Source organism: Lentzea aerocolonigenes, from assembly GCF_000974445.1.
Classification (GTDB): Bacteria; Actinomycetota; Actinomycetes; order Mycobacteriales; family Pseudonocardiaceae; genus Lentzea; species Lentzea aerocolonigenes.
This window is the reverse complement of sequence record NZ_BBOJ01000014.1, coordinates 170505-193682: the sequence shown is the minus strand read 5'-3', so window position 1 is coordinate 193682 and position 23178 is coordinate 170505. Positions and strand designations below refer to the sequence as shown.

At 69.0% G+C, this 23178-nt stretch carries 19 protein-coding genes and 1 tRNA gene; 10 read left to right on the top strand and 10 right to left on the bottom strand.

All coding sequences use genetic code 11. From position 1 onward, the window contains the following. Positions 1 to 8: 8 nt before the first annotated feature. Complete coding sequence (gene efeU / locus AOM45_RS26455; protein ID WP_030467599.1) at positions 9 to 833, bottom strand: iron uptake transporter permease EfeU; 825 nt, start codon at positions 831 to 833, stop codon at positions 9 to 11. Between the two features lie 129 nt (positions 834 to 962). Here efeU and AOM45_RS26450 point away from each other — a divergent pair, with 129 nt between their 5' ends. Continuing rightward, the gene (locus tag AOM45_RS26450) at positions 963 to 1790 is read left to right on the top strand and encodes a lytic transglycosylase domain-containing protein (RefSeq protein ID WP_156093817.1); all 828 of its coding nucleotides are present in this window, start codon (positions 963 to 965) and stop codon (positions 1788 to 1790) included. Positions 1791 to 2753: 963 nt separating this feature from the next. After that, positions 2754 to 2957 (top strand): hypothetical protein, encoded by a 204-nt coding sequence (locus tag AOM45_RS26445; protein WP_030467601.1) that lies wholly within the window; start codon positions 2754 to 2756, stop codon positions 2955 to 2957. Between the two features lie 99 nt (positions 2958 to 3056). On the opposite strand, the gene AOM45_RS26440 is transcribed toward AOM45_RS26445, so the two are convergent. From AOM45_RS26440 to AOM45_RS26420, 5 genes are all read right to left on the bottom strand, one after another. Further along, on the bottom strand, positions 3057 to 6227 hold the full coding sequence (locus AOM45_RS26440) for a S41 family peptidase (protein WP_030467602.1): 3171 nt from the start codon (positions 6225 to 6227) through the stop codon (positions 3057 to 3059). A 29-nt stretch (positions 6228 to 6256) separates the two neighbouring features. Continuing rightward, positions 6257 to 7177 carry a nucleoside triphosphate pyrophosphohydrolase gene (locus AOM45_RS26435; protein ID WP_030467603.1) on the bottom strand — a complete coding sequence of 307 codons (921 nt, stop codon included), beginning with the start codon at positions 7175 to 7177 and terminating at the stop codon, positions 6257 to 6259. Continuing rightward, a complete protein-coding gene (locus AOM45_RS26430) occupies positions 7174 to 8115 on the bottom strand; it encodes a hypothetical protein (protein WP_051783340.1) in 942 nt (313 codons plus the stop codon). Before AOM45_RS26430 ends, AOM45_RS26435 begins: the two co-directional genes overlap by 4 nt. Positions 8116 to 8129: 14 nt before the next feature. Further along, on the bottom strand, positions 8130 to 11684 hold the full coding sequence (gene mfd / locus AOM45_RS26425) for a transcription-repair coupling factor (protein ID WP_030467605.1): 3555 nt from the start codon (positions 11682 to 11684) through the stop codon (positions 8130 to 8132). 71 nt (positions 11685 to 11755) lie between these two features. Further along, entirely contained in the window at positions 11756 to 12196 is a 441-nt protein-coding gene (locus AOM45_RS26420; protein ID WP_081902117.1) for a RidA family protein, read from the bottom strand. Between the two features lie 64 nt (positions 12197 to 12260). Here AOM45_RS26420 and AOM45_RS26415 point away from each other — a divergent pair, with 64 nt between their 5' ends. Continuing rightward, on the top strand, positions 12261 to 12779 hold the full coding sequence (locus tag AOM45_RS26415) for a DUF4291 domain-containing protein (protein ID WP_030467607.1): 519 nt from the start codon (positions 12261 to 12263) through the stop codon (positions 12777 to 12779). 70 nt (positions 12780 to 12849) lie between these two features. Then, positions 12850 to 13956: a PQQ-dependent sugar dehydrogenase gene (locus tag AOM45_RS26410; RefSeq protein WP_030467608.1), complete on the top strand. Its 1107-nt coding sequence runs from the start codon at positions 12850 to 12852 to the stop codon at positions 13954 to 13956. On the opposite strand, the gene AOM45_RS26405 is transcribed toward AOM45_RS26410, so the two are convergent. The 4 genes from AOM45_RS26405 to AOM45_RS26390 are packed head-to-tail and all read right to left on the bottom strand — an operon-like array spanning position 13940 to position 16387. Beyond that, on the bottom strand, positions 13940 to 14368 hold the full coding sequence (locus AOM45_RS26405; protein ID WP_030467609.1) for a MarR family winged helix-turn-helix transcriptional regulator: 429 nt from the start codon (positions 14366 to 14368) through the stop codon (positions 13940 to 13942). The two genes, AOM45_RS26410 and AOM45_RS26405, sit on opposite strands and share 17 nt — an antisense overlap. Beyond that, positions 14365 to 14769 carry an SRPBCC family protein gene (locus AOM45_RS26400; protein ID WP_030467610.1) on the bottom strand — a complete coding sequence of 135 codons (405 nt, stop codon included), beginning with the start codon at positions 14767 to 14769 and terminating at the stop codon, positions 14365 to 14367. The genes AOM45_RS26405 and AOM45_RS26400 overlap by 4 nt, the downstream gene beginning before the upstream one ends. Positions 14770 to 14812: 43 nt before the next feature. After that, entirely contained in the window at positions 14813 to 15412 is a 600-nt protein-coding gene (locus AOM45_RS26395) for a TetR/AcrR family transcriptional regulator (RefSeq protein ID WP_030467611.1), read from the bottom strand. A gap of 33 nt (positions 15413 to 15445) precedes the next feature. Beyond that, positions 15446 to 16387, bottom strand: a complete 942-nt coding sequence (locus tag AOM45_RS26390; RefSeq protein WP_030467612.1) for an acyl-CoA desaturase — start codon at positions 16385 to 16387, stop codon at positions 15446 to 15448. Between the two features lie 185 nt (positions 16388 to 16572). On the opposite strand from AOM45_RS26390, the gene AOM45_RS26385 reads away from it, so the two are divergent. The 6 genes from AOM45_RS26385 to AOM45_RS26360 all read left to right on the top strand — a co-directional run bounded on the left by AOM45_RS26385 (position 16573) and on the right by AOM45_RS26360 (position 23165). After that, positions 16573 to 17712, top strand: coding sequence for an alpha/beta hydrolase family protein (locus AOM45_RS26385; protein ID WP_030467613.1), 1140 nt, complete (start codon positions 16573 to 16575; stop codon positions 17710 to 17712). Positions 17713 to 17800: 88 nt separating this feature from the next. Continuing rightward, positions 17801 to 17871 (top strand) — tRNA-Gln (locus AOM45_RS26380). A 22-nt stretch (positions 17872 to 17893) separates the two neighbouring features. Further along, complete coding sequence (locus AOM45_RS26375) at positions 17894 to 19582, top strand: GGDEF domain-containing protein (protein WP_308202606.1); 1689 nt, start codon at positions 17894 to 17896, stop codon at positions 19580 to 19582. A gap of 47 nt (positions 19583 to 19629) precedes the next feature. Beyond that, a complete protein-coding gene (gene glmU / locus AOM45_RS26370; protein ID WP_030467615.1) occupies positions 19630 to 21099 on the top strand; it encodes a bifunctional UDP-N-acetylglucosamine diphosphorylase/glucosamine-1-phosphate N-acetyltransferase GlmU in 1470 nt (489 codons plus the stop codon). A gap of 14 nt (positions 21100 to 21113) precedes the next feature. Continuing rightward, positions 21114 to 22085: a ribose-phosphate diphosphokinase gene (locus tag AOM45_RS26365; protein ID WP_030467616.1), complete on the top strand. Its 972-nt coding sequence runs from the start codon at positions 21114 to 21116 to the stop codon at positions 22083 to 22085. Between the two features lie 477 nt (positions 22086 to 22562). After that, a complete protein-coding gene (locus AOM45_RS26360; RefSeq protein WP_030467617.1) occupies positions 22563 to 23165 on the top strand; it encodes a 50S ribosomal protein L25/general stress protein Ctc in 603 nt (200 codons plus the stop codon). Positions 23166 to 23178 lie beyond the last annotated feature (13 nt).

The window sequence follows — 23178 nt, the reverse complement described above, 5'->3', positions numbered from 1 at the left end:
TCCATCGATCAGTTGGACACGGCGGCGCGGCGGCGCGGCCGGATGAGGAACAGGGACAGAACGACCCCCACGTAGGCGACCCACGCGATGGCCTGCAGCACAGAGGTCCGCTGCGAGTAGTTGAAGAAGCCCTTGAGCAGCGCCCCGTACCAGGAGTCCTCTGGCAGGACGTCACTGATGTCGAACGCCAGCGTGTTCAGCCCCGGCAGGATCGCGGCCTCCTGCAGGTCGTGGATCCCGTAGCTGAGCACGCCCGCCGCCACGAACACCAGCAGCACACCCGTGACGGTGAAGAACTTGCCAAGATCGAACCGGATCGCCCCCTGGTACAGCAGCGCAGCGATCACCACAGCCACCGCGATCCCCCCGAGGAACCCGATGAGCGGCTCGGTGGTCCCCCCACCGGCGGCCTGCACGCTGGAATAGAAGAAGACGGCCGTCTCCAACCCTTCCCGCCCAACGGACAAAAGGGACACAACGACAATGGCCAGCGGTCCGATTTTGAGCGCTTCGTCCATTTTGCCGCGCAGCTCGGCGGCAATCGTCTTGGCCGCCTTGCGCATCCAGAAGATCATTCCCGTGACGAACGCGACCGCAATGATCGACATCGTCCCGCCGAACGCTTCCTGCTGCTCAAACGACATGCCGGCAGCACTGAACGTGATGATCGCCCCAGCCGCTACAGACAGTGCCACAGCCGTCGCAACACCGACCCAGACCCACTTGAGCGCGTACCGCCGGTCCGTCTTGACGAGGAATGCGATCAAGATGCTCACCACGAGCGCGGCCTCAAGCCCTTCCCGCAGCCCGATCAAGCCATTGGCAAACAGCATCCCGACGCCTCCACAATTAGGTCGGCCTTATTTAAGGTAAGCCTCACCTGATTGTCCAGCCGCCAACAGTGCCGGTTTCATCACTCTTCACCCGGTCAGCACCCACACGGAGCACGTAGCCTGGGTTGCGTGGTCCCGCCGACGCCGCTGAAGGAGCCCCCAGTCCGCCGCAACCGCTCAGGCAACATCTTCGGCCGCATCGTCCTGGTGCTGCTGCTGATAGTCGTGGTGGCGGCCGGCGCCTGGGGCCTGGGCGCCCTGAACCGCAGAGAAGCGGCCCCCTTGGGCCCACCCCCGTTCCTGGTACCGATCCAGGAGGTGGAACCAGGCGCCGCGGCCCCTGGCAACGCCGCCGCCCCCGGCAACACCGCAAGCGCGGAAACCAACCCACTGGGCGAGTGGGCAACGAGAGTCGCCTCGAAGACCGACATCCCCCTCCGCGCCCTGCACGCCTACGCCAGCGCAGACCTGACCATGCAACGAGAGGCCCCGGCCTGCCGCATCTCCTGGGCGACCCTCGCAGGCATAGGCAGGATCGAATCCCGCCACGGCAGCATCAACGGCTCCCGCCTCCAGGACAACGGCCTCCCAAGCCGCCCGATCATCGGCATCCCCCTGAACGGCTCCCCCGGCGTCAAGGCGATCCGGGACACCGACGGCGGCCGCCTGGACGGCGACACGACGTGGGACCGAGCAGTGGGCCCGATGCAGTTCATCCCGGGCACCTGGAACAAGTGGGCCAAACGGGCAGCAGGAGACGGCCAACCAGCGGACCCGCAGAACATCGACGACGCAGCCCTGACAGCAGCCCGTTACCTCTGCGGAGGAGGAGCAAGAGACCTGGGCACAGGCCAGGGTTGGTGGGCAGCAGTGTTGGCGTACAACAACTCGGTGGAGTACGGCCAAAGCGTGTTCAGCGGAGCAGACGCCTACGCAAGGGCAAGCGCCCAGCAGTAGCGAAGGCGATGCCGCAGGCGAGCCCAAGCGAGGCCGAAGGCGAGCAGTCCTTGCCCTAAACGAAGGTTCCGGCGGACCGGCCAACCCACCCAACAGCAAGCCGCCCAAAGCACCAGGCGTGCCATCAACCCGCGCGCGGCGCTGGCCGGTCTTTGATCAGATTGGCGGGGTCTGGGGCGGAGCTCCCAGAACGCAACCGGCACACCCGCACGCAACGCGCCCACCTACGAACAACAAACCGGCAGCCGCCAACGCACCAGGGGGACGGCCCACACGACCCGCGCGCAGAAACGGGGCAGCGCAAGGAACTGCGCTGCCCCGCAGGCCAGGCGACCCAAAGATTTCGGCCAGCCACAGGTCGAACCAACCAGCCAAAGGGCACAACACCCAACCCCGCACTGCACAAGCCCTGAAGGAAGCTGGGACCCGACGGAAAAGGGCCCCAGCCCCCTCTATCAGACCCCTGCCAAGGGCGCGGAGGACGTGGACGATTCCTCAGCAGGGGAAGCCCCGACCACCGTGATCTCAACCGAAACCCCACCGGACGCCTCCGAGGACTCCCCAGGCGCAGACCGCTCACAGGGCGGCACAGCGCCGGACGGCGGAGCCGGCTCTTCAGCCCGAGGCACAGAAGGCGTAGTAGGCACAGAAGGAGCAGGAGAAACCGGCTCCTCAGACCGAGGCGTAGAAGTGACCGGCGGCTCCACAGAAGGATCCGCAGGCGCAGAACTGACAGGAGGCGCCGGCGGAACACTGGAAGCCGATGTGGTGACCACCGAGGTGCTGTCCGGAGTAGACGGACCCTCCTCAGGCTCCTCCTCCGGCAAAGGCTCGTTCCGCCCAGTAGCCGCAGGCTTCGTCGAGGAAACCCGCACGGTCTCGGTAACGGTGGAAACCCGAGTCTGCGTGGCCATCCGAGCCGCCCGAACCTCCCGAGCCTGCCCCTCCACCACCACGGTCTCCGTGACGGTGGACAACGTGGTCCCGGTCTCGAACGGCTCAGTCCACCACTGCGACGTGGGCCGAGCCGGCGGCGGCGCAGCCAGCGGCGCCTCGTCGGGCGACCCCGTCAGCGCGATCAACGCGAACATCCCGCCCAGCGCCAGAAACGGCACCACGACCACGGCTCCGAAGCACCCGCGACCGCTGCGCGGCTCTTCACGGTGACTCATCTCAGGACACCCCCGAACGGTGACGACTGTTCCACTTGGTTGATCGTCCACATGGAACAGTGCGTCACAGTTCTTTAGTCACACGATGGGGTGTTCAAGCCAGCGGCGGCAACTCCGGAGCGTGAGCAGCCGGTGAAGATGAAAGGCTTTCCAGAGCCAACGAAACGGCCTTCTCCAGCTGCGGGTCGCGACCGGAAACGCGGTCGGACGGCGTCATGACCACCTCGATGTCCGGGTCGACGCCGTAGTTCTCCACGGCCCAACCGTGGCCCTTGAACCACGACGCGTACCTCGGCTGGGTGACCATGGTGCCGTCGACCAGCGTGTACATCATGTCGATGCCGATGACACCGCCCCACGTCCGGACGCCGACGACGGGCCCGATGCCCAGCTCCTTGATGGCCACGTTGACGATGTCGCCGTCGGACCCGGCGAACTCGTCGGCCACCGCCACGACCGGGCCGCGGGGCGCGTCCGACGGGTACGACTCCGACGTCGTGAAGCCGCGCGCGACCGACCAGCCGATCACCTTGCGGGCGAGCTTCTCGATCACCAACTGAGAGGTGTGGCCGCCGTTGTTCTCGCGGACGTCCAGGACCAGCGCCTCGCGGGCGAGTTCCACGCGCAGGTCGCGGTGCAGCTGAGCCCAGCCGGCGCCCATCATGTCCGGCACGTGCAGGTAGCCCACACGGCCACCGGACAGGTTGTGTGTGTACGCGCGACGGTTCGCGACCCAGTCGTGGTAGCGCAGAGGCTCCTCATCAGCCAGAGGCACCACCACGACCCGACGCAGCTCCCCACCACCAGAAGGCCGCACGGTCAGCTCCACGGGCTTGCCCGCGGTCCCGATCAGCAACGCCCCGGGTCCGGCCAGACCGACCGGTCGGCCGTCCACGGCCACGATGGCGTCACCCGCGCGCACGGCCACGCCAGGAGCGGCCAGCGGCGAACGGGCGCGCGGGTCCGACGTCTCGCCGGGGATCACCCGCTCGACGACCCAGTCGGAACCGGAGCGGACCAGGTCGGCGCCGAGCAGGCCCTGACGACGGGACGCGGGCACGCGCGACGACTCGCCCCAGACGTAGGCGTGCGAGGTACCGAGCTCGCCCTGGACCTCCCACAGCAGGTCGACCAGCTCGTCGTGGCTGCCGACCTTGTCCACCAGCGGCCGGTAGCGGTCCAGCTCCCCCTGCCAGTCGACGCCGCCCATGTCGGTGCGCCAGAAGTTGTCGCGCATGAGCCGCCCGTTCTCGGCGTACATCTGCGCCCACTCGGCAGCGGGGTCGACCACGACCCGCACCCGCGCCAGGTCGATCTCCACGCAGTCGGCCGAGTCCTCGTCCGCCTTGCTGTCGGACGGCACCACCCGCAGGTCACCGCGGTCCTCGACGACCATCCGCTTGCCGTCGCCGGACACCGCAAACGCTTCCGCGCTGTCCGCCAGCACCTCGGTCTTCTGCTTCGAGAAGTCGAAGCGCTCCAGCACCGTGCGCGGCGGCCGGGCTTCCGGTGAGGCCAGGTTGTCGCCCAGCACCCCGAGCAACGGCCGGCGCAACCACAGCAGCCCGCCGCGAGCGGCCTTCAGCGACACGTACTCGGCCACCGCGACCGGCACCGGCACGACGCGGTCGGACAGGCCCTCGATGTCGACCTTCGTGGTCGACGGCTTCTCGTCCTCGTCGTCGGAGTCCTTGTCCTCGTCACCGACCGGACGGCCACCGCGCATCGGGTCGAACGGCGACGGCGTGGTGGCGGCCAGCGGCACGAGATGTGGCCGGCAACCCGTGGGGAACGACAGGTCGAACACGTGCGCGTCGTACACCGGGTCGAACGCGCGGATCGACAGGAACGCCAGGTACTTGCCGTCCTCGGTGAACGACGGCGCGAAGTCGGCGAACCGCAGCGGCGTCACGTCCACAACGGACAGATCGGCGGTGTTCACCATCTTGATGTGCCGCAACGGGTTCGGTCCCGGGTGCGACCACGCGAGCCACGACGAGTCCGGCGAGAACGCGAGGTTCGTGACGTGTGCGTTCGCCCCGGAGACGACCTGACGAACCTCACCGGAAGCGATGTCCACCAACAACAACCGGCCGTCGTGCGTGGCGACCGCAACGCGCGCGCCATCCGGAGAAGCCGCCAACGACATGACACGGCCCAACTGACCAGACGCGATCCGACGCGCGGTGTTGCCCGGCTCGACGCCACCGACGGGCGAGATCTCCAGCGCCTCCTCGCCCTCGACGTCGGTCACCCACACCACGTGATCGGTCTCGCCGAGCACCTTCGGCAGCCTCGCGCGCACGTCCGACCGGTCGGTCAGCACCCGCACGGGGCCGTTGCGGTGCGTCACCCAGTGCACGGAACCGCGCACCTCGACGGCCGACGCACGGCCCGTGTGGTCGACGCTGAACGACTCGACGTTGCCGGAAGCCTTGATGTGCCGCGGTTGCAGGCCGGTGCGCGGACCGCCGAGCCTGATGTCGAGCTTGCGCAGGTCCGACAGGCCTTCCAGCAGCCACAGCTCGCCGGCCTGGTGGAAGATCACCCGCGAGCCGTCGCTGGAAGCGTTGCGCGCGTAGAACTCCCCCGCGGTGTGGCGGCGCAGGTCAGTGCCGTCCGGCAGCACCGAGTACACGCTGCCGACGCCCTCGTGGTCGGACAGGAACGCGATCCGGCCGTCCACCCACATCGGGTTCACCAGCGACGACTTCAGGTCGCCGAGAATCCGCGAGAACTCGCCGTCCCCGTCGAGATCCACCCACAGCTTGCCCGCGGTGCCGCCGCGGTAACGCTTCCAGTACGAGGGTTCCTGCATGTAGCTCGACGACGTGACGACCTGGCCGTCCGGTCCGAACGAGACGTCGTTGACCCAGCCGAACGGCAGCACCTCCGACGGTCCGCCATCCAGCGGAACCGCGTGCGCCTGCTTGCGGTCGCGCGACATCTGCCCTGTGCTCGACACGGCGAGCACTCGCCCGTCCGGCGTCCACCCGGACACGGCCGTGCGGCTCACACCCCAGTGCGTCAACCGGCGCGCGGGACCACCGTCCACAGGCGCCACCCGCACCTCGGGGGCACCGTCGATCGTGCTGGCCCACGCCAGATGTGTGCCGTCAGGGGAGAATCGCGGCGAGCGGGCGGGTACCTGGTCGGCTGATGCGCGCCAGGCCCTTCCTCCGTCGACGGGGGCGAGCCACACGTCGTCCTCGGCCACGAACGTCACCAAGTCACCGCGCAAGTGCGGATACCGCAGGTAAGTCACGAGATCGACGTTAGCCCACGTTCATCGTTTCAGGAGGGCCAAAAACGTCGCCAGTCTTCAGCTGCAAGAGAATCCACACCTTCGGCCCTGGCCTTGGCCTCCGCCTCGCGAACGTTCGCGGCGAAACGGCGGCACACCTGGCGCAGCTCCGTCTCCGGATCCTCGCCGGCGAGCTTCGCGAGCGCCGTCACGGCGAACAACGTCGTGCCCGTGTCGTCGCCCTCCGGCAGCAGGTCGACGGGGAAGCCCGCGCGTTTGGTGCGCTGCACCAGTTTCGACGCCAACGCGACCGCGGGCTGACCGAGCGCGACACCGTCCACACTGGACTCGCGCCGCTTCTCGACCTGCTTGAGCTCCTCCCACCGGTGCTGCTGCGAGGTCGCGTCGTGCACCGCAGGGTCGTGGCCCTCGAAGACGTGCGGGTGGCGTCCGACGAGCTTGGCGACCAGTTCGGACGCGACCGCGTCGACGTCGAACGGATCTGCGGGGTCCTCGGCGGCGACCCGAGCGTGGAACAGCACCTGGAGCAGGACGTCGCCCAGCTCCTCGCGCATCGCCGCGCGGTCGCCGTCCTCGATCGCCTCCAGCAGCTCGAAGGTCTCCTCGAGCAGGTACTGGCGCAACGACAGGTGGTCCTGCTCCGCGTCCCACGGGCATCCGCCGGGCGAACGCAGCCGGTGCATCACGGCGGCCGCGTCGAGCAGCGCGGCGCCCATCGGCTCGGGAGTGGTGATCACCTGGGCGTCCGGGTACGCGGAAGCTTCGGTCGTGATCACGACGGCACCGTCCTCGACGACGGCGGGCGCGGGCCCGTCGACGCCGAGCGACGACCAGAACTCCAGCGGCACGCCCTCGCCCGCGTAGACGGCCTTCGCCGAGCGCAACGCGGGCAGGGCGGCGGCGGGCAACACGGCGTCGAGCCGCTCGCTGAGGACTACGACGGTGATCAAGACTTGTTCTTGGTCGCGGCCACGCCGACGAAACCGGCCCGCTCACCCGCGGAACCCACCACGGTCGCGTCCGTCGGGTCCCACACGCCGTAGCGCGGGTTGACCTCGACGTTCAGGTCCGCGGCGAGGTACTGGGCGATCCGCAGGCCGAACGCGGCGAGCAGACGCGGGTCGATGCGCTCGGCCAGGTCCTCCTCGCCCGGCGTCGCCGAGACCTTGTTGCGCTGCTTGACCAGCGCGACCATCCAGCTGGACTGCTGCTCGTCGGCCGGGAACGCGACGACGGTGCCGGGCTTCACGCCCCACAGCATCGTGTGGACCAGCGACGGGTTCTCCGTGACGCGAACCTTCTGGTTCGTCGCCGACGCCTGCTGGCCGCCCGTGGTGCGCGGGGCCTCCTGCACGAACTTCGCCATCTTCGAGGAGTCGGCCACGACCTCGGCGGCCTTCTCCTTGGCTTCCTTCGGGTCCTTGACCTGGAAGAAGTCGATCACGACCTCGAGCGTGGAGAGGTTGCGGCGCGCGAGTTCGCCCATGACCAGCACGTCGCGCTGGCGACGGTAGATCGTGGTCTCGTCCTGCTCGCTCTGCTTGGCGGCGGCCTCGGGGCCACCCTTCTCCTGCACCGCGTCGTACACCTTGGTCTCGTCGACCGTGATGTTCTCGCGCTGCGCCGCGTGCTCGGCGATCTTGTGCGTGATCTCGTCGGCCAGCACCAGCCGCGAGACCTGGTCGAGCTTGCCCTGGTCCTGCATCTGCTGGGCGGCGGGCTCCTTCTTGAGCACCTTCACCGTGCGGTCCTGGACGGTCCCCAGACCGATCGACTGGCCCCCGACGATCGCGGCCGAACTGGCCTTGGCGGGCCCGGTGCCGCATCCGGTGGCAAGCAGTGCCACGGCAACACCGACCAGCGAGAAACGCTTCAGAACAGTGCTCACGAGGATCTACCTTCTCACGCCGTGGTGACCGGGGTCACGGGAGTCCCCGCGAGTGAGTCGAGGAACGCACCGCACCAGTCCAGCAGCTCCTGGTCACGCAGCTGCGGTGCACCCATCCGGCCGCCCGCCGCTCCTTCCGTCGGCCTAGGCACGGTGACGGTCCCGACGGCCTGCTTGTAGACGGCCTTCGGGAAGAGCCTGCGCAGCCTGACCAGCTGCGAGTCGAGCAGCTCCAGCTTCGCGAACCGCACGTTCTGGCCCATCGCGATCACCTCGGTGACGCCGTGGCGGCGGCAGGTGTGCCGCAGCCTGGCCACGCCGAGCAGGCGCTCGACCGGCTCCGGCGGCGTGCCGTAGCGGTCCTTGAGCTCGTCCCACACGGCCTTGAGCGCCGGCTCGTCCACGGCGGCCGCGATCTTGCGGTAGGCCTCCAGCCGGAGCCGTTCGCCGGGCACGTAGTCGTGCGGGATGTGCGCGTCGACGGGGAGGTCGACCCGGACCTCGGCGAGCTCCTCCTCCTCGACGCCGCCGTCGGCGCCCGCGTGCTTGCGGAACGCCTCGACGGCCTCGCCGACGAGCCGCACGTACAGGTCGAAGCCGACGCCCGCGATGTGACCGGACTGCTCGGCGCCGAGGATGTTGCCGGCGCCGCGGATCTCCAGGTCCTTCATCGCGACCGCCATGCCCGCGCCGAGCTCGGTGTTCTGCGCGATCGTCGCGAGCCGGTCGTGCGCGGTCTCGGTCAGCGGGGTCTCGGACGGGTACAGGAAGTACGCGTACCCGCGCTCGCGGCCGCGGCCGACGCGGCCGCGCAGCTGGTGCAGCTGGGCGAGGCCGAGCAGGTCGCCGCGCTCGACGATCAACGTGTTGGCGTTGGAGATGTCGAGGCCGGTCTCGACGATCGTGGTGCAGACGAGGACGTCGAACTCGCGTTCCCAGAAGCCCTGGATGATCTTTTCGAGCTTGTCCTCGTTCATCTGGCCGTGCGCGGTGACGACCCGCGCCTCCGGCACCAGGTCCCGGATCCGGCGCGCGGCCTTCTCGATGCTCGACACCCTGTTGTGCACGAAGAAGACCTGGCCGTCGCGCAGCAGCTCGCGGCGGATCGCGGCACCGACCTGCTTGTCGTCGTACGCGCCGACGTAGGTGAGGATCGGGTGCCGTTCCTCCGGCGGGGTCAGGATCGTCGACATCTCGCGGATGCCCGCGAGCGACATCTCCAGCGTGCGCGGGATCGGCGTCGCGGACATCGTCAGCACGTCGACGTGGGTCCGCAGGGCCTTGATGTGCTCCTTGTGCTCCACGCCGAACCGCTGCTCCTCGTCGACGATCACGAGGCCGAGGTCCTTGTACCGCACGGTCTTCTGCAGCAGCCGGTGCGTGCCGATCACGATGTCGACCTCGCCGTCGGCCAGACCCGCGATGGTCTGCTCCGACTCCTGCGCGTCGGTGAACCGGCTGAGTCCCTTGATGTTCACCGGGAACTGCCGCATGCGCTCGGAGAACGTGTTGAGGTGCTGCTGGGCGAGCAGCGTCGTCGGCACGAGCACGGCGACCTGCTTGCCGTCCTGCACGGCCTTGAACGCCGCGCGGACCGCGATCTCCGTCTTGCCGTAGCCGACGTCACCGCAGATGACGCGGTCCATCGGGACGCCGCGTTCCATGTCGGCCTTGACCTCGTCGATCGCGGCCATCTGGTCCTGCGTCTCGGTGAACGCGAACGCGTCCTCCAGCTCGCGCTGCCACGGCGTGTCGCTCGCGAACGCGTGACCGGGGGCGCTCTGCCGTGCCGCGTACAGCTGCACGAGCTCGGCCGCGATCTGCTTGACCGCCTTGCGCGCCTTGGACTTCGTGTTCTTCCAGTCGCTGCCGCCCAGCTTGTTGAGCGTGGGCAGCTCGCCACCGACGTACCTGCTGACCTCGTCGAGCTGGTCGGTCGGGACGAACAACCGGTCGCCGGGCTGACCGCGTTTCGACGACGCGTACTCCAGCACCAGGTACTCGCGGGTGGCCCCGGCGACCGTGCGCTGGACCATCTCGACGTACTTGCCGATGCCGTGCTGCTCGTGCACCACGAAGTCGCCGGCCTTGAGCGCGAGCGGGTCGACCGCGTTGCGCCGCTTGGACGGCATCTTGCGCATGTCCTTCGTGGACGTTCCACCGCGACCACCGGTCAGGTCGGTCTCGGTGAGCACCACGAGCGCGAGGTCCGGGAGCACGAAGCCGTCTTCGAGCGCACCGCGCACGACCGTGACGGCACCGGCTTTCGGTGCGGCGTCGAGAGATTCGACGTGGACGGCCGTGATCTCGGCTTCCAGCATCCGCTCCACGGCCCGTTGCGCGGTACCGGCACCGGGCACGACGAGCACGGCGGCACCACCCGTGGCGGTGTGCGCCTTGAGGTCCGCGAACGCCCTCTCGACATCGCCCTGATACGCCTCGACCGGCTTGACGTCGAGGTGCACCACGTCCGGTGCGTCGGTCGTCAGCTGGCTGAGCGTCCACCACGGACGGTCGCCCGCCTTGGCGTGGTCCGCGATCTCGCCGATGCTCTGGTACGCGCTGCGCCCGAGGTCGATCGGCGCCTTGCCACCGGCGGCGGCCGCCATCCAGGAGGCCTCGAGGAACTCCTGGCCGGTCCGCACGAGGTCGGCCGCCCGCGCCCGGATCTTCTCGGGGTCGTTGAGCAGCACGTGCGTGCCCGGCTCGACCACGTCGGTGAGCAGCTGCAGCTCACCGGGGCACAGCGCGGGGATCAGCGCCTCCATGCCCTCGACCGCGATGCCGCCCGAGATCTTCTCCAGCATCTCCGCGAGGTGCGCGTCCGACTGGTGCTCTTCCGCGAGGTCCTGCGCGCGCCGCTTCACGTCGTCGGTCAGCAGCAGCTCACGGCACGGCGGCGCGACGAACTCGGTGATCTGCTCCGGCAGCGACCGCTGGTCCTGCACGGAGAACGGCCGGATCTCGCTGACCTCGTCGCCCCAGAACTCGACGCGGAACGGGTGCTCGGCGGTCGGCGGGAAGATGTCGAGGATGCCACCGCGGGTGGCGTACTCACCGCGCTTCTCGACCATGTCGACGCGCGTGTAGGCGTTCTCGGCGAGCCGCGTGACGAGCTCGGCGAAGTCCTGCTCCTCGTTCACCTTGAGGTGCACGGGCCGCAGATCGCCCAGGCCCGGCGCCATCGGCTGGATGAGGCTGCGGACGGTCGTGACGAGGACCCGGATCGGGTTGCCCTCGGGGTGCTTGAGCCGGCGGAGCACCTGCAGTCGCGCGCCGACCGTGTCCGCGCGCGGACTCAGCCGTTCGTGCGGCAACGTCTCCCAGCTGGGGAAGAACGCGACCTTGTCCGCGCCGATCAGGTCCTTGACCACGTTGGTCAGCTCTTCGGCCTCCCTGCCCGTGGCCGTGACGGCCAGGACCGGCCTCGCGGTGGACAGGGCGGCGACGACGAGCGGGCGGGCGGCCAGCGGACCGTCCAGCTCCAGCTCGGGGACACCGGCGGAGTCGATCAACGTGCGGAGGGCTTTGTCGGGCAGGACACCATCGAGCAGGCCGAGCAGCGGCATGTGAGAAACCCCGGTCGAGTGGGAGACGCCAGACAGACCCCTGCCTGGGACGAGGGGTCTCGCTTCCCACCTTAGCTCGTTCCGCGACCCCTTATCGGGTGGCTCGAGCGGGGCTCCGGCAGGGCGGCGGTGAGGTCGACCTCGACGAGCTGACCTGGGAATCCGAGCTGCGCGACGCCGAGCAGGGTGCTCGCGGTGGTGAAGGCGGGGCCGAGGGCGGACGTGGTGAGCTGCCGCCAGACCTCGGCCAGCACCGCGCGGTCGTCGCTCACCACGTACACGACCGAACGCACCACGTGACGGGGCTCCGCGCCGGCCGCGGCCAGGGCGATCAGGGCGTTCGACACGACCTGGCCGACCTGGGCTGTGAGGTCCGCGCCGACCAGTTCGCCGTCAGTGCCGATGGGGCACTGCCCGGCGAGGTACGCGGTCCGGCCGGCCTCGACGATCGTCACGTGGTGGTAGCCGGGCGGTTCGTGCAGCTCGTCGGGGTTGATGCGGGTGATCTCCACGTATCCGACCGTGCCACGGCGAAATCCGGTGGCCCACCGGATTTCAAGCGGTCACCCTGTGCCCATGAGAGAGATCAGGGCTGACTACGACGATCAGTCCATCGTGGTTTACCAGGCCTATTCGCCGCACATCGCCGATCCGGCCGTAGCCGCCCAACGGTTCGTGCCGCCGTTCAAGATGGAACGGATGACGTGGATCAAGCCGTCGTTCCTCTGGATGATGTACCGCTGCGGTTACGCCCAGAAGGAAGGCCAGGAGCGCGTCCTCGCCGTGCGAATCACCCGTACGGGGTTCGATTGGGCGGTCTCCAACGCGGTCGAGAGCAGCATCAAGGGCAAGCCCGCGGTGCGTGTGCAGTGGGACCCCGAACGCGGTCTGCGGCACGAGGCGCTCCAGCACCGGTCCATCCAGATCGGCCTGACGCGCGAGGCCGTGCAGAAGTACGTCAACGAGTGGACGGTCAGCATCACCGACGTGACGCCTCTTGCGCGCGAGGTGCATGCGGCAGTGCGTGCCGGTGATGACGACGCGGCGCGCGCACTGCTGCCCGTTGAGCGTCCTTATGCCGTTTCGGAGCGGTAGTCAGGGCCGCGACGGTTCGGCAACGACCGAACTCACGGAACCTCCACGACGCCAAACGCATAGTTAGGACATGCGCGCACTCGTTGCTGGTCTGGTGCTGGTGGTCGCGGCCTGCTCCTCGCCCGAACCAGGCGGCAACGCGCCGTCCACGGCCCCAGCGCCCACCGGTCTCAAGATCGAGGAGGTCGCGGGAGGGTTCCAGCACGCCTGGGACATCGGCTTCTTACCGGACGGGTCGATGCTCGTCACCGAACGGCCGGGCCGGATCAAGCTCGTGAAGAACGGCAAGGCCACCCCGGTCGACGTCGACCTCGGCGACGTGCAGGTGCGCGGCGAGGGCGGCCTGATGGGGCTCGTGATCCACCCGGACAACCAGCGCTTCACCGTCTGCTACAACACCGCGAACGACGTGCGGCTGGTGACGTTCCGCCTCGACGGCACCACGGCGACCAAGACGAAGGCCCTGGTCACCGGCATGCCGTCGAACCCGAGCGGACGCCACTCCGGCTGCCGCCCGACCCTCGCGCCGGACGGGACGATGTTCGTGGCCACCGGCGACATCGCGCAGCCCCGCAACCCGCAGGACCGCACCAGCCTCGGCGGCAAGGTGCTGCGGATCGACCCGGAGACCGGCGAGGGCGCCGCCGGCAACCCGTTCGCCTCGTCGAGCAACGCCAACGAGCGCCGGATCTACACCTACGGCCACCGCAACGTGCAGGGCGTGGTGTTCCGGCCCGGCACCGAGCAGATCTTCTCGAGTGAGCACGGCCCGGACGTCGACGACGAGGTCAACCTGCTCAAGGCCGGCGCCAACTACGGGTGGGACCCGTCCAAGGGCGGCACGCAGAACAGGTACGACGAGGACGTCCCGATGACCGACCTGCAACGGTTCCCGGACGCGGTCCCGGCCGTGTGGTCGTCCGGCTCGCCGACCGAGGCGATCTGCCAGGCCGCGTTCTGGAACGGCAAGCTCGCGGTCACCGCGCTCAAGGGCTCGAAGCTGCTGCTCTTCACGCTCGACGAGGCCGGGAAGGTGCAGAACGTCAGCATTCCGAACGAGCTCAACGACAAGTACGGACGTCTTCGCGCAGCCCGCACCGCGCCGGACGGGTCGCTCTACATCACGACGTCGAACGGGACGGACGACAAGCTGTTGAGGCTCACAGGAGTCGCGTGAGCCCCCGCACGAACACCTGCTGCTCGTCCCCCAACCCGGCGAAGTAGGCCTGGTCCGCGTCCTCCACGTCCTTCATGGCCTTCGCCACCAGCGCTTTGCCGTCGGAGGTCAACGACAGCAACCGCGCCCGCGAGTCCGCCGGATCGACCGAACGCGACACCAGCGAACGGTCCGCCAGCTTGCGCAGCACCTGCGAGGTCATCATCGGGTCGGTGCCCGCGTGCTCGGCCAGGCGTTGCTGCGAGGGCGCGCCGCTGTGGTTCTCCAGCCACCACAACGACGCGAGCAGCACGAACTGCACGTGGGTCAGGTCGTGCGGGGCCAGCGCCGCCCGCATGGCCCGCTGCCACGCGAGCGTCACCCGCCACAGGAGGAAGCCAGGAGACTCGTCGGGGCCGGAGAAGCGCGTCACGACGCCAATTTCACCAGCGCCTCCACGGCGTCCGGCAAGTCGGCTGTCACGACGGGGCCGAGGAACTCCGCGGCCTGCCCCTCGATCACCACCGAGTGCGTGACGCGGACCCCGTCACCGACACGCTCGACCCGGTGCGTGAAGCGCAGCAACGCACCGGGCACGGACGTCTCGTCGACGAAGCCTGCGAACGGCTCCACCGAGGTCAGGGTGAACGAGATCGGCCCCTGGCCCTTGATCACCATCGTGCCGCCCGACCCCTCGGCGAACGGCCCGGACAGCGTCACGGACTCCAGGCTCTCGTCCCACTCCGTCCACCTGGAGACATCGCTCCAGAGCTCCCAGACCGTTTCCACGCTCGCCGGACCTTCGACGCTGTGCTCGAAAGAAAAAGTTGCCATGCGCGCATACTATATGCGCGCTTACTAACGGGCAACGGGCAGCTCACGAACGGCTGCGCAGCTTGGGCTTGTGCTCCATCGCCGAGAGGCCGTTCCAGGCAAGGTTCACCAGGTGCGCCGCGACCTCGTCCTTCTTCGGCTTGCGCACCTCGAGCCACCACTGCCCGGTCAGCGCGACCATCCCGACCAGCGCCTGCGCGTACAGCGGCGCGAGCTTGCGGTCGTAGCCCTGCTTGGCGAAGTGCAGGCCCAGGATGTGCTCGACCTGCGACGCGATGTCGTTCAGCAAAGAGGAAAACGTGCCAGAAGACGACGCGACGGGCGAGTCGCGCACCAGGATGCGGAACCCGTCCGTCGAGTCGTCGATGTAGTCGAGCAGCGCGCAGGCGGCCTGTTCGAGCAGTTCACGCGGGTGGGAGCCGCCGTCCAGCGCCGTGACGATCTGGTCCATCAGGCGCTGCATCTCGCGATCCACGACGACGGCGTAGATGCCTTCCTTGCCGCCGAAGTGCTCGTAGACGACGGGCTTCGACACGCTCGCGCGGTGGGCGATCTCCTCGATCGAGGTGGCCTCGAAGCCCTTCTCGGCGAACAGGGCGCGGGAGACGTCCAGGAGCTGCTCTCGGCGTTCCTTGCCCGTCATCCTGACCCTGGTCACCGAATCAGCCTACGCACGTCACTTCTTCACGCTGATCCTGGCCAGCCGCTGTTCACTCGGCCAGCGGACGTTCCACGCCCAGCCGAACTTCTCGAACATCCAGATCAGCCGGGCCGAGATGTCGATCTGCCCGCGCTTCACGCCGTGCCGCGCGGAGGTCGGGTCGGCGTGGTGCAGGTTGTGCCACGACTCGCCGAACGACAGGATCGCCAGCGCCCAGACGTTGGCGGAGCGGTCGCGCGCGGCGAACGGGCGGTCCCCGACCATGTGGCAGATCGAGTTGACCGACCACGTGACGTGGTGCAGGAACGCGACGCGGACCAGGCCGGCCCAGAAGAACGCCGTGACGCCGCCCCAGAGCGACCACGTGATCAGGCCACCGAGAACGGCCGGCGCGAGCAGTGAGATCACGGTCCACAGCCAGAAGAGCTTGTCGATCCTGACCAGGTCCTCGTCGGCCATGAGGTCGGGCGCGAACCGCTTGTGGTTGGTCTTGTCGCGGTCGAAGAGCCATCCCGTGTGGGCGTGCCAGAAGCCCTTCGCCAGCGCGGCCGGGCCGGTGCCGAACAGCCACGGCGAGTGCGGGTCGCCCTCGCGGTCCGAGAACGCGTGGTGGCGCCGGTGGTCGGCCACCCAGTCGATGACCGGGCCCTGCAACGCCATCGAGCCCGCGATCGCCAGCGCGATCTTCAGCGGTCGCTTGGCCTTGAACGAGCCGTGCGTGAAGTACCGGTGGTAACCGATCGTCACGCCGAGCCCGGAGAGGTAGTAGAAGGCGACGAACAGGGCCACGTCGACCCAGCCGAGACCCCAGCCCCACGCGAAGGGGACGGCGGCCAGCAACGCGAGGAAGGGAACGATGACGAACACGTAGACGCCGAGCTGTTCGGCATGTCCGCGTTGCCCGTCGAGCAACGGCTTGGGGCCCTGGTCGGTGGACCGGTCCATCGTCGAGGTCATACGGATTCCTATTGGGGGAGTCGAGGGACGTATTGGGGGATGACGTACCTACGCAACCGTAACTTACGGAAGCGTAGGTTAGGGCTGCCTACTTCGCCAGACCCGCGTGGAAACTCGCGGAGAGTTCTCGAGATCACCGCGCTGTGTCGGCTGGAATCGAGACCTCGGGCAGGCATCATCAGCAGATGGCCAGACGCAAGATCATCCGGATCTCCGTGACCTCGTTGCTCGTCCTGCTCGTGCTGGTCACCGCGGCTCTGGGCGGCATCGGCTGGTACTACAGCGGCGAGCTGCTCGAACCGGAGGAAGTGCCGCAGCGCTACCCGGAGACCTCGCTCGGTGTGGACGACAAGAACGTCGTGCTCGCCGAGTCGAAGCTGACCCTGCAACGCGGCACGTTCGGCATCGTCTGGCCAGGCGGCGCCGCAATGGTCGGCGACATCGCCGCCACGAAGGACGGCCGCGTCGAACGACCGCTGCTGGACGGCACCGCACCGCCGGAGGGCACCAAGGTCCGCGTCGAGACCGACGTCTACGAGGGCAACCCCAAGACCACGCTGGGTCTGGTCTACAGCGAGGTCCGGGTGCCTTCCGAACTCGGCGAGATGCCCGCGTGGCTCGTACCGGCGGCCGACCAGGACACCTGGGTCGTCACCGTGCACGGGCGGGGCGCGTCGCGCGAAGAGGCCCTGCGCGTGGTTCCTCAGCTCCACAGTGCGGGGTTGCCCGTTCTGCTGATCACCTACCGGAACGACGCCGGCGCGCCCAAGTCGCCCGACGGCCTGTACCACCTCGGCGACACCGAGTGGCGCGACGTCGAGGCCGCGATCAAGTACGCGCAGTCGCAGGGCGCCCGCAAGGTCGTGCTCTACGGCTGGTCGATGGGCGGCGCGATCGTCGGTCAGACCCTGGCGCGGTCGGGCGTCGCGGCCGCGGTCAGCGGTGTCGTGCTCGACTCCCCCGTCACCAACTGGACGCAGACGCTGAACCTCCAGGCGGAGAACCGGGGTGTGCCGACGTGGCTCACGCCCGTCGCCGAGCTGGTGTCCGGCTGGCGCACCGGCATCGACTTCGACCGGTTCGACCTGGTCCGCAACCCGCCCGCGCTCAAGCCCCCGACGCTGCTCTTCCACGGCACCGCGGACGGCACCGTGCCCGCCCAGTCGTCGCGCGACCTCGCGACCGCGGCGAAGGGTCTCGGGTGGCCGCTGCAGTACGTCGAGATCCCCGGCGCGGACCACACGTCGGGGTGGAATGTGGCGACCGACACGTACCGGGACGCGCTCGCGGAGTTCCTGACCAGGTCAATCGGCGCCAAGCCGTGATCTTGAACTGAGCCGGATGAGTGGTGGTTGGACAAGAGGAGGACGTCTCGTGACAACATGTGCGCAGGACGCGCGCGAGCGCGTCCGTTCCGCCATGGTGTAAAGGCAGCACCTCGGATTTTGGTTCCGATGGTCCAGGTTCGAATCCTGGTGGCGGAGCAGGGCACTGGGTAAGTGGTCTTTGGGAGGTGCGAAGCTGCCCGAGGAAACGGTCGACGAGCAGGGCAACGTGGGCCACCGCCACCACGAGATGTCCGACGCGTGGCTGGTGGGCCGCGCGAGCGAGCTTGTCGCCGTGGCCCAGAGCAGCCACCTCGCCGCGCAGCTGGACGCGGCGTCCGAGATCGACCACATCCTCGCCGAGGCGCAGGGCCGTGGTGAGCCCCGCATCGTCGCGCAGCTGCTCAGAGCCGCGGCCGTGGTCCGGCTGGTGACGCCGGGGTTGGTCGACATGTCCGACCCGCAGCTCGACGAGATGCTCAGCCACTGCCGCCGCCACGGCCTGCTCGTGCTGGAGGCGGACGCGCGGGCGTTGCGCGGACGCCGGTTCCTCCTGGGCAACGCCGAGGACAAGGCGCTGACCGAGATCGCGGCGGCGCTCGCGATGATGCTCGACGAGGAACCGGAGACCGACCCGGTCTTCGACAAGCGGATCTGGGACCAGCTGCTCGCCACGACGTTGCAGGACATCGCGCTGGTGCTGACCCAGCTCGGCGTCTACGAGATGGCGGACGACGTGCTGGCGGGCGCGAACAACGCGTTGCGCGAGAGCGGCCAGCCGCACCAGATCTACGTGCACCTCGTGAACAGGGCCCGGCTGCGGATCGGGTGGGGTCTGCGGCTCGAACGGGTGAACCTGCACGACGCCGCGCACGAGCAGTTCCGGGTGGCGTCCGGGCTCGCCGAGGCCGCCGAGATCCCGTTCCGGCAGTCGCTGCACCCCGGCCGGCGCGACATGGACGCCGCCGAGCAGGTGCCGATCCTCGGTGCCGCCCACGCGTTGACGAACCCCAGCCAGGACCACCTCGACCGGTTGTGGTCGTTGCGCGGCCTGTCGATGTACGCGCGGGAGCTGATCATCGTCGCGATCGCGCTGGCGAGGTGCCTGGTCGAGGCGAACCGGCTGGACGACGCGCTCAAGGTGCTCGACGACACGCGCACGCAGATGGAGCACGACACGTCGGAGCCGTCGCTGTTGCTGTCGCTGGAACGGGAGTACGCACACCTGAGCGGCCCGCACACGACGTCGGCGTTGCAGGCGTACAACTCGGCGCTGGAGCTGGAGCTGTGGCAGATGCGCGAGTCCCGCGTGGCCACGTTGCAGACGCGCCGCGAGCACGAACGGCTGACGCGCGCGCACGGCGCGATCGCACAGCAGGCGTTGCAGGACCCGTTGACCGGCCTGCCGAACCGGCGCGCTCTCGACGACAAGATGGCCGAGCTCATCGCCGGGCAGGTCAATCCGTTCTCGATCGCGCTCGTCGACCTCGACGGGTTCAAGGGCGTCAACGACCGGCATTCACATGCCGAGGGTGATGATGTTCTTCGGGTGATTGCCAGCACACTCCGCCAGGCCCTGCGGGGTGACGACATGGTGGCCCGCTACGGCGGTGACGAGTTCGTCGTCCTGCTGCCGGGAGCCCCTCTGCACGCCGCGGAAGCCGCACTCGGCCGGGCCGTGGATGCGGTGGCAGGCTTGCCAATCGACCTCTCCCGAGGGGTGACGCTGTCGGTCGGCGTCATCTCCCTGCGCCCCCGCGAATCCGCGAACCAGGCCCTGTCCCGGGCCGACTCGGCGATGTACGTGGCGAAGCGTCAAGGTGGCTGCCAGGTTGCGGCCGTGGCGGGGGAGCCCTCCGCGGAGGCTTAGGCTGGTCCGCGGACTTCGAACCACCCAGCCTGTTAGGGAGAGCATTGATGCTCGAGGGCCCTGTCAGCACGGTCGTGCTCGCCGCCGGGGAAGGCACCCGCATGCGGTCGTCCACGCCCAAGGTGCTGCACCGGATCGCCGGACGCTCACTCGTCGAACACGCGGTGCGCGCGGCGGCCGGCACAGATCCCGACCACCTGGCCGTCGTCGTCGGTCACGGCCGCGAAGCCGTCACCGGGCATCTCGAGTCGCTGGCTGAGGCGCTGGGCCGCAAGGTCACCGTCGCGGTGCAGTCCGAGCAGAAGGGCACGGGCCACGCGGTCTCGTGCGGCCTGGCCGAGCTGCCCCACGACCTGGGCGGCACGGTGATCGTGAGCTACGGCGACGTGCCGCTGCTCGACACCCAGACCCTCCAGGCCCTGCTGGCGGAGCACGCCTCCGCGGGCAACGCGGTCACCGTGCTGACGGCCGTGGTGGAGAACCCCACCGGGTACGGCCGGATCGTCCGCGACTCCGATGGTTCCGTGCAGCGGATCGTCGAGCAGAAGGACGCCTCCGCCACCGAGCAGCTGATCACCGAGATCAACTCCGGTGTCTACGCGTTCGACGCGGCGGTGCTGCGCGACGGCCTGTCGCGGTTGTCCACCGACAACGCGCAGGGCGAGCTCTACCTGACCGACGTCCTGGGCATCGCCCGCGGCGACGGCCTCCGCGTCGGCGCGCTGATCGCGGCCGACCCGTGGCTCGTCGAGGGCATCAACGACCGCGTGCAGCTGGCCGCCGTCGGCGCCGAGATGAACCGCCGCCTCGTCGAGGGCCACATGCGCTCCGGCGTGACGGTCGTCGACCCGGCCTCGGTCTGGGTGGACGCCGACGTGCAGATCGGCCAGGACGCCCTGATCGAGCCGAACGTGCAGCTCCGCGCGGGCACCGTCGTCGGCGCTCGTGCGACCGTCGGCCCGGACACCACCCTGTCCGGCGTGACCGTCGGTGAAGGCGCCTCGGTGGTCCGCACCCACGGCAGCGACTCGGTGATCGGCGCCAACGCCACCGTCGGCCCGTTCGCCTACCTGCGCCCCGGCACCTCCCTGGGCGTGAAGGGCAAGATCGGCACGTTCGTCGAGACCAAGAACTCGACGATCGGCGAGGGTTCGAAGATCCCCCACCTCTCCTACATCGGCGACGCCACGATCGGCGACCACAGCAACATCGGCGCGGCCTCGGTGACCGTCAACTACGACGGCGTCAACAAACACCGCACGATCGTCGGTTCCCACTGCCGCACCGGCTCGGACAACATGTTCGTGGCCCCGGTGACCGTCGGCGACGGCGCCTACACCGGCGCGGGCACCGTCCTGCGCCGCAACGTCCCGCCCGGCGCACTTGCGGTGTCCGGCGGCCCACAGCGCAACCTCGAAGGCTGGGTCCTCAGCCGCCGTGAAGGAACCGCCGCGGCTCAGGCAGCGGCAGCCGCCCTCGCGCAGCAGAATGCGAACGAGACAGAGGAGGGTCGCTGACCGTGAACCCGCAGATGCCCGGCACACCGAAGAAGAACCTGATGCTCTTCGGCGGGCGTGCCTACCCGGAGCTGACGGAAGAGGTCGCCAAGCACCTCAACGTCACGGTGACCCCGCAGCAGGCCTACGACTTCGCCAACGGCGAGATCTTCGTCCGCTTCGAGGAATCCGTCCGAGGCTGTGACGCCTTCGTCATCCAGTCCCACACCGCCCCCATCAACCAGTGGCTGATGGAACAGCTGATCATGGTCGACGCCTTGAAGCGCGCATCGGCCAAGCGGATCACCGTGATCATGCCGTTCTACCCCTACAGCCGTCAGGACAAGAAGCACAGGGGCCGCGAACCGATCTCGGCCCGCCTGGTCGCCGACCTGTTCAAGACGGCCGGTGCGGACCGGCTGGTGTCGGTCGACCTGCACACCGCTCAGATCCAGGGCTTCTTCGACGGCCCGGTGGACCACCTGTGGGCCATGCCGCTGCTGGCAGACCACATCCGGGGCAAGTACGCCGGCCACGACATCACCGTCGTCTCCCCCGACTCTGGCCGCACCAAGCTGGCCGAGAAGTGGGCGGACACCCTCGGCGGCGCCCCCATCGCCTTCATCCACAAGACCCGAGACCCCCTCCGCCCCAACGAGGTCGTCTCCAACAGGGTCGTCGGCAAGGTGGAGGGCCGCCTCTGCATCGTGATCGACGACATGGTCGACACCGGCGGCACCATCGCAGGCGCCGTGAAGCAGCTCCTGAACGAAGGCGCGGCCGACGTGGTGATCGCCGCCACGCACGGCATCCTCTCGGGCCCGGCCACCCAGCGTCTGCAGGACTCGGGCGCCCGCGAGGTCGTGTTCACCGACACGCTCCCCATCCCGGCGGAGAAGCGCTTCCCGCAGATGACGGTCCTCTCCATCGCACCGCTCCTGGCCCGAGTGATCCAGGAAGTGTTCGAGGACGGCTCGGTCACGTCGCTGTTCGACGGCAACGCCTGACCTCTGGTTCTCCAGGAACGCGGGGGCCCGACGTTTCCTCCAGGGAAACGCAGGGCCCCCGCGTTCCTTTCGCCCGCGCTTTCCGCCCCGCCGACAGCGCACGCGGGGCCCCAGCGTGCGCTCCTGCAGTACGAAAGCTCCCCGCGTACTGCTAACCCACCAGACCACCCGGCCCCGCTGCCGCTTCACGCACGCGGGGCCCTCTCGTGCGGTCAGAGCGAACGAAAGCTCCCCGCGTGCACTCAGCGGACCCCCGATTAGCAACCAGACAACAGCTCACCTACACTGGTCGGGTTGCCTCGGCGAGGGCGGACCTTCCACGGTCCGGCGTGATCGACGCGGTGGCTTGATGCCGCGCGTGTTGACCTCTATCCGCGTGTTGCTCGCCGCCGCAGGCCACCACCCAAAGCTGAAACCGCCTGAAAACTTGTGCACCGCCCCGACGTACAAGGCCAGACCTGTAAGGAGTACCCCACCGTGTCCGAGGTCCGTCTCGCCGCTGAGCAGCGCACCGAATTCGGCAAGGGCGCAGCCCGCCGTACCCGTCGCGCCGGCAAGATCCCCGCGGTGCTCTACGGCCACGGTTCCGACCCGAAGCACCTGGCCCTGCCGGCGCTCGAGTTCGCCCGTGTCGTCCGCGAGCACGGTCAGAACGCCGTCCTCACCCTCGCCCTCGACGGCGGGAGCGAGCTGGCGCTCACGAAGACCGTGACCACGCACCCCATCAAGAACTACATCGAGCACGTCGACCTCCTCCTCGTCCAGCGGGGCGAGAAGGTCACCGTCGACATCCCGGTCGTCGTGACCGGTGAGGCCCAGTCGGGCACGCTCGTGACGCAGGACGCCACCACGATCACCGTGGAGGCCGAGGCCCTGCACATCCCCGAGCAGGTCGAGGTCTCGATCGAGGGCAAGGAGGCCGGCACCCAGATCCACGCCGGCGACCTGTCGCTGCCGTCGGGTGTCACCCTGGCCACCGACGCCGAGGCTCTGATCGTCGCCGTGAACGAGGCGCCGTCCGCGGCGCAGCTCGAGGGCGAAGAGGCCGCCGCTCCGGCTGAGGCCACCGAGGAAAGCTGAGCCCCATCACGTC

Coding starts and splice junctions, on each gene's coding strand:
- efeU (WP_030467599.1), bottom strand. CDS start 833: ATGCTGTTTGCCAATGGCTTGATCGGGCTGCGGGAAGGGCTTGAGGCC.
- AOM45_RS26400 (WP_030467610.1), bottom strand. CDS start 14,769: ATGGCAACTTTTTCTTTCGAGCACAGCGTCGAAGGTCCGGCGAGCGTG.
- AOM45_RS26410 (WP_030467608.1), top strand. CDS start 12,850: ATGCGCGCACTCGTTGCTGGTCTGGTGCTGGTGGTCGCGGCCTGCTCC.
- AOM45_RS26395 (WP_030467611.1), bottom strand. CDS start 15,412: ATGACGGGCAAGGAACGCCGAGAGCAGCTCCTGGACGTCTCCCGCGCC.
- AOM45_RS26390 (WP_030467612.1), bottom strand. CDS start 16,387: ATGACCTCGACGATGGACCGGTCCACCGACCAGGGCCCCAAGCCGTTG.
- AOM45_RS26385 (WP_030467613.1), top strand. CDS start 16,573: ATGGCCAGACGCAAGATCATCCGGATCTCCGTGACCTCGTTGCTCGTC.
- AOM45_RS26365 (WP_030467616.1), top strand. CDS start 21,114: ATGCCCGGCACACCGAAGAAGAACCTGATGCTCTTCGGCGGGCGTGCC.
- glmU (WP_030467615.1), top strand. CDS start 19,630: ATGCTCGAGGGCCCTGTCAGCACGGTCGTGCTCGCCGCCGGGGAAGGC.
- AOM45_RS26415 (WP_030467607.1), top strand. CDS start 12,261: ATGAGAGAGATCAGGGCTGACTACGACGATCAGTCCATCGTGGTTTAC.
- mfd (WP_030467605.1), bottom strand. CDS start 11,684: ATGCCGCTGCTCGGCCTGCTCGATGGTGTCCTGCCCGACAAAGCCCTC.